This window comes from Neisseria sp. P0021.S005 (assembly GCF_051956955.1).
On the sequence record NZ_JBQCWY010000140.1, the window covers coordinates 1 to 6,595 of the forward strand.

The 6,595-nt window shown below is 49.6% G+C and carries 5 protein-coding genes and 1 pseudogene; 2 read left to right on the forward strand and 4 right to left on the reverse strand.

Features of this window, described 5'->3' with window-relative positions; genetic code table 11:
- Positions 1–686 (forward strand): TrkH family potassium uptake protein (locus ACTHUE_RS09145; protein WP_440402842.1); only part of this gene is annotated, 686 nt, incomplete at its 5' end.
- A gap of 53 nt (positions 687–739) precedes the next feature.
- Here the strand turns inward: ACTHUE_RS09145 and galU are convergent.
- The 4 genes from galU to ampD all read right to left on the reverse strand — a co-directional run bounded on the left by galU (position 740) and on the right by ampD (position 6,349).
- The gene (gene galU / locus ACTHUE_RS09150) at positions 740–1,603 is read right to left on the reverse strand and encodes a UTP--glucose-1-phosphate uridylyltransferase GalU (RefSeq protein WP_049336474.1); all 864 of its coding nucleotides are present in this window, start codon (positions 1,601–1,603) and stop codon (positions 740–742) included.
- Positions 1,604–1,730: 127 nt separating this feature from the next.
- Positions 1,731–4,199 (reverse strand): NAD-dependent DNA ligase LigA, encoded by a 2,469-nt coding sequence (gene ligA / locus ACTHUE_RS09155; RefSeq protein ID WP_440361186.1) that lies wholly within the window; start codon positions 4,197–4,199, stop codon positions 1,731–1,733.
- Positions 4,200–4,338: 139 nt separating this feature from the next.
- Complete coding sequence (locus ACTHUE_RS09160; RefSeq protein WP_070695495.1) at positions 4,339–5,607, reverse strand: cell division protein ZipA C-terminal FtsZ-binding domain-containing protein; 1,269 nt, start codon at positions 5,605–5,607, stop codon at positions 4,339–4,341.
- Between the two features lie 175 nt (positions 5,608–5,782).
- Positions 5,783–6,349 carry a 1,6-anhydro-N-acetylmuramyl-L-alanine amidase AmpD gene (gene ampD, locus ACTHUE_RS09165; RefSeq protein WP_039862241.1) on the reverse strand — a complete coding sequence of 189 codons (567 nt, stop codon included), beginning with the start codon at positions 6,347–6,349 and terminating at the stop codon, positions 5,783–5,785.
- A 115-nt stretch (positions 6,350–6,464) separates the two neighbouring features.
- Here ampD and ACTHUE_RS09170 point away from each other — a divergent pair.
- A pseudogene (locus ACTHUE_RS09170) lies at positions 6,465–6,595 on the forward strand (endolytic transglycosylase MltG); the annotation flags it as partial.

Here is a 6,595-nt window from a genome sequence, read left to right on the forward strand (position 1 = left end):
CTGCGCTGGGCAACCGCTCCTTGCAGGTGTATTGGAAAGATGAAGAATGCCGCACCATGCTGCTGGTTTTGTCGGGCAGTATTTTGATTTCGGCATTGTATTTATGGCAGCAGGACGTTTATCAAAGTCTTGGCGAAGCTTTGCGCTTTGTCAGCTTCAACTTTGTGTCCATCGGATTGGCAAGCGGTTTCTCCAATGCAGACTTTGCCCAATGGCCGTTGATTGTGTCGTTGTGGATGTTTTTCCTGTCGAACGTATTGGCAAGTTCAGGCTCTATGGGGGGCGGTATTAAAAACGTGCGTGCTTTGGTGTTGTTTAAATTCAGCTTGCGCGAAATGTTGATTTTGCTGCATCCGCGTGCGGTTCGTACGGTAAAGGTCAACAATCGCTCCATTCCGGATCGTATGGCGCTGACCGTCATGTCGTTCATCTTTATTTACTTTATGACGGTCATCGTATTCAGCTTTTTACTGATGGCCGCAGGCTTGGACTTTTTATCCGCCTTTACGGCAGTCATTGCTTGTATTACCAATGCAGGGCCGGGTTTAGGTGCAGTTGGTCCGTCGCATAATTACGCTGCGCTGAGCGATGTACAGAAGTGGCTGTGTACGGCGGTGATGTTATTGGGACGTTTGGAGATTTTTACCGTTTTAATTTTGTTTACTCCGGCATATTGGAAGAAATAAGTGTAGAAAAAGGCCGTCTGAAATTTCAGACGGCCTTTTTATAATGGCTGGGCTTAAGCGTATTGCTTGAGTAATTCTTTGAATTGTTCGCCGGTTTCATGGTGTTTCAAACCGTAAGCCACGGTTGCTTCAAGGTAACCCAATTTACTGCCGCAGTCGTAGCGTTTGCCATCAAATGCATGAGCCAACACAAACTCATGGTCGAGCAGGCGCGCAATACCGTCTGTCAGTTGGATTTCGTTACCGGCGCCGCGAGGCAGGTTGGTTAATAAGTCAAAAATACGCGGAGTCAGGATGTAGCGGCCGACAACAGCAAGATTGGAAGGCGCTTCTTCCGGTTTTGGTTTTTCAACAATATTGACTACACGTTGATAGCTTTTCAGGTTTTCAACTTCAACGATACCGTAAGAGCCTGTTTGGGAAGGGTCAACGGTTTCAACGCCTAAAACGCTGTTACCGCTTTGATTGTACACATCAACCATCTGTTTCAATGCACCTTTAGGCGCATCAATCAAATCGTCTGCCAAAATAACGGCGAAAGGCTCGTTACCAACGGCAGCCTGTGCGCACAATACGGCATGACCCAAACCCAATGCTTCAGTTTGACGGATGTACATGCAGGTAATGTTGGAAGGCAGGATATCGCGAACGTGCGCCAACAGTTTGTCTTTTTGACGCAATTCCAATTCGGTTTCCAACTCGTATGCTTTGTCGAAGTGGTCTTCGATACTCCGTTTGTTACGACCGGTGATGAACACCATTTCAGTACAGCCGGCTTCAACCGCTTCTTCAACTGCATATTGAATCAGAGGTTTGTCCACGATAGGCAGCATTTCTTTGGGGCTGGCTTTGGTCGCAGGCAAGAAACGGGTACCCATACCGGCAACGGGAAAGACGCATTTTTTAATGGGTTTCATATTATTATCCTATTTTAACTATGGGTTTATACCCCAAAAAGTGTAAAGATGTAGTCGTATGTAACAATAATACCACATGATAAAGTATCAGGCGGTTTGAAAAGGAGAATTGGTCATAGATACTGTCTTATCCCAGCAACGCCAGTAATTCTTCTTCGGTTAATATGGCCACGCCCAAAGCTTGGGCTTTTTCCAATTTACTGCCTGTAGCTTCTCCGGCGACAACGTAGTCGGTTTTTTTGGATACGCTGCCGGAAACTTTACCGCCTGCGGCTTCGATCAAGGCTTGGGCTTGGTCACGTTTGAGCGTGGGTAAAGTCCCTGTCAATACAAAGGTTTTACCTGCTATGGCCTCGTTAATGTCGTCTAAAATAGTTTCATCTTGAAGATTAGACAGCGTTTGAGCAAAGAAAGTTTTCATATTTTCAAGCAGGGCTGCGTTTTGCGGTTTACTGCGCCATGTCTGCCAATCGGCAGGTAATGCTTTGTCAGTTTGCAGACCTTCTATGTTTTGTCCGGCAAGTTCCCACAAGGCCAGTGCTTTGGTTTCGCTGATTTTAAAATCAGGCAGGCGGGCAATCCAGCGTTGTGGCTCGGCATGGCGCAGCGGCGAGATAGTGACAGCCTGGCTTTGTGGGGCAACACCTACAGCCAGTAGCTCGTCGATCATCGCCTGTTGCGCTTCTTGGGCAAAAAAGTGGGCAATGGAGCGAGCAACCACCGTGCCGATATCGGGCAGACAGGCGAGGATGGGTTCTGGTGCATGGCGGACGTTTTCCAGTGTGCCGAATGCCTGTGCCAGCGTTTTGGCGGTGCGTTCGCCAACGTGACGGATGCCGAGGGCAAAAAGGAAGCGCGCAAGTTCAGGCGTTTTGCTGGCTTCTATGCCTGCAAGGATGTTTTCTGCCCATTTGGTCGGCTGTTTTTTATTGTTTTTGGCAAGCAGAGTATTGCCGGTCTCGCCTTCAAAGTCTCCAATTTCACTGTTTGATGGTTCTTCTTCACTAGCTGACGCTTTATCCGCTGTTTCCTTCATTTTTTGCAGGGTCGGAATATCGAGGCGGTAGAGGTCGGCGAAATGGCGGACGAGGTCTTGGGCGACAAGCTGCTCGATTTGTTTTTGACCAAGTCCGTCGATGTCCATGGCTTTGCGTGAGGCGAAGTGGATTAAACCTTGTGCGCGTTGTGCTTGGCAAAGCATACCGCCGCTGCATCGGGCAACCGCTTCGCCTTCTTCGCGTTCGATTTCGCTGTGACAGATAGGGCAATGGGTGGGCAGGTGGTAGGGTTTGTGAAGCGGTTCGGCTTGGGTTTCAGAAGGTGTTTCGGCAAACAAATCGTCTTGCAGGCCGTCTGAAACGGAAATATTGGTTTCCTGCATTGGGCGACGTTCAAAAATTACGCGCACCACCTCGGGAATCACGTCTCCGGCGCGGCGCACAACAACTGTGTCGCCAACGCGCACGTCTTTTCGAGATACTTCGTCCTGATTGTGCAGGGTGGCGTTGGTAACGGTAACGCCGCCGACAAATACAGGCTGCAGGCGGGCGACGGGGGTTACTGCGCCGGTGCGCCCGATTTGTACATCAATGGCTTCGACAATGGTCAATGCTTCTTCGGCAGGGAATTTGTGGGCAATGGCCCAGCGCGGTGCGCGTGAGATAAACCCCAGTTTTTCTTGTTGCGCCAAGCTATTGACTTTGACCACCATACCGTCGATTTCGTACGGCAGAGTAGGGCGTTTTTGCTGCATTTGCTCGTAAAACGCCAATACTTCGTCAATATTTTTGAAACAGCCGAAATTACCGTCAGGCAGGCTGAAGCCAAGCTCTTTACAGTAGCTCAACTCTTGCAGGTGTTCTTCCGCGACAAAACCGCCTTGTTGTCGGGCGATGGAATAGGGGAAGAAATGCAGTTTGCGCTGTGCCGTAATGCGTGAATCGAGTTGACGCAGACTGCCGGCGGCGGCATTGCGCGGATTGGCGAAAGGTTTTTGTCCGTTTTCAGCCTGTCGTGCGTTTAAGGCGGCAAAATCGGCTTTAAGCATCAGTACTTCGCCACGTATCTCGATAAGCTCGGGAATGTTTTCTCCATGCAGGCGCAGGGGGATGTTGGATACGGTTTTGACGTTTTGGGTAACGTCTTCGCCTGTGGTGCCGTCGCCACGGGTTGCTGCTTGAGTCAATACGCCGTCGCGGTACAGCAGGCTGATGGCCAGACCGTCAAATTTAGGTTCGATAACGTATTCTGGTTTTTCTCCGTTTAATCCGCCACGAACGCGTTCATCAAAAGCGTACATTTCGGCATGGTCAAACACGCCGTTTTCGTCTTGTGGCGAAAAGGCGTTGGTCAGTGACAGCATCGGTATTTCGTGGCGTACTTCGGCAAAGCCTGCTAAAGGCTCGCCACCGACACGTTGGGTCGGGCTGTCGGGCAGTTTGAACTCGGGGTAGTTTCGCTCCAATGCCTCGAGCTCGCGGAACAATTTGTCGTATTCGGCGTCGGGTACGCTGGGCGCATCTAGGGTGTAGTATTCGTAGGCGTAGCGGTTGAGGAGGTCGGTCAGGTATTTGATACGTTGTGCGGTCGGATTCATGAGCAATCGAAATAGAGTTTTCAGACGGCCTGATGATAGAGAGGCCGTCTGAAAATCGATGAATATTGAAGATGAAGGGATTTTACCTGAAAAAAGCGGATATGCCGTCATTGCATATCCGCTTTTTGATTGGGGAAGTTTAAGAGAACAGGCGCAGGGCTTGTTTGCTGCCGGGTTTGATACCGACTTTAAGCATTTCTTCCTGACGGGCCAAAACGTAGTTGCGTACGTCTTTGAGCCATTGGGTGGAAACTTCTTCCATTTGGTCGTTAACCAAATCTAAGCTGAGTTGGCCGGAAAGTTTGACAGCCAAGTCCATAAATTTGTCGAAAGTTTTTTCGCCGGCAGGAACATGCGGAATATCCAACAGCATGCTGAAGCCGCGGTAGGCTTGGTTGTCCAACAGAGGATTGGTAAACGGTTTGTTGTCCAAAGTATGGATGGAGAACAATTGAGGGTTGTTGTTGTCGCAGAAGTGGAACGCGCCGTCTTCACCCAGTTTGAAACCGGTTTCTTCCACGGCGGCACGCAATTCTACGCCGCTGATGTTGGAATGGGAAACCAAGTGAATGGCGATGGTTTGGTCAACACGCGCACAGAATTGGTCGAGAGCTTGTGCGACTTCGGTGAACGCATCCAAGTCGGTATGCAAAACTTTGCCGTCCATCAGTTGGGCAAAAGCATCAACCTGTTGGTCGAAGTGTTGCAGCTCTTCACGCGCTGCCAAACCGTTGCGGCTGACAGCTTGCAAGCCTATGACGAAGCCTTGGTAGTAAACGCCCGGAATCGGCTCGGCAACGCGGAAATGGTCGTCCATAGTGCAACCGATGATTTGGAAGCGGTGTGTGCCGGAAAGGCGCGGCAGGGCGTGCAATTCTTGGGCTTGTTTCAGGGAGATGTAGGCCATGTAGTCGAAGCGCGGGTCAAACCAAGGCAACTCGACTTGCGACAATTCGTCCAAGCTGATCAATGGTACTTGTACCACAGGTTCGGAAGCGGTTTCAACCGGAGCAGAAGCGGCTTCGGCAGGGCTAATGGTAATTTCGTTGTTTAAGCCGATAACAGTGTGTTGGATTTTTTCTTCTGCGGAAAAGTCGTCTTCCACAGTCAATTCGACATCGGTTTTAAGTTGGGCAGGATGAGCCAGTTTGGCTTTTGCCGCGTAGATTTCATCTTGCTCTTGCAGGTTGCGTAATGCCTCTTCGGTTTTTTTGTTTTTCTTGATAAACAAACCTTGGCCGCCAGTTTCTTTGCTGTCGCGGACGTGCTTGGTTTTGCTGGTCAAAAGCGCATCCTTATCGGAATGGCCGAATTGTTCGCGCACTTGTTTGCGGTATTGGTTTTCCTGGTACATGTTGTAACCGATGACCGCCAAAAGAGCGGCGAGGGCTAAGACGATGAAAATCATGGAGTAATCACTTTTTAAAAAGGCAGCATTCCGTCTTTTTCAGGGTGCGGAATCTTGCTGCATGGGAAGTTCGTTGGAGCCGGACTTTATGCGTCCGAATGAATAGCTGAATTATAACGAAAATAAACGGTTGTGACAGCATTATGTCTGCCAATCATTTCAGGCCGTCTGAAAGTTATCCGCGCCGGATGGGGAAACCTGCTTTTTGAAGGCGTGGCCAATCGAAGAAATGCCCAGGATCGGTTTTCCTGTCCGGCGCGATGTCTTGATGGCCGGTAACGGCCTGAATCGGGTAATGCTCGGAAATGGCGGTCAGCAAGGCTTGTAGGCTGGTGTATTGTGCTTCGGTAAAAGGCTCGAAATCGCAGCCTTCCAATTCGATACCGATGGAAAAGGCATTGCATTTTTCTCTGCCTTGAAACGACGATACGCCGGCATGATAGGCCATGTCGTCGCAGGAAACGAATTGGACGGTTTCGCCCTTACGGCTGATGAAAAAATGGCTGGAGACGCGCAAGGTGTGGATGATGCTGAAAAAAGGATGCTCGTTAGGGTTGATTTGGTTGGTAAACAATTTTTCCACTGCCCCTGTGTTGTACTCAAAAGGAGGGAGGGAAATATTGTGGAGGACAACCAATGAGACGTTTTCATCCGGTTCGCGCGGGCTGAAATTGGGCGAATGAGTTTGGCGTGCATTCAGCCAACGGCCGTTTTGCCAAGTGTTTTTTGAAGGGGAATTCATGGTTTCAGACGGCCTTTCGGGATAGGAAAACATACGTTGGGGAAGGTGGCAGGCTTAATGTGCTTGTTTTCGGTTATACTGTTGCCCGACACGTTCACAAACCAAGAATCCTACCATGTTGAAAAAATTGTTGAAATGGCTGGCCGTATTTTTGACGGCATTTGCCGCCGTGGTTGCCGCATTGTTGTTTGTTCCGAAAGACAACGGCAAACCATACCGTATTACCATTACCAAAAACCAAGGTAT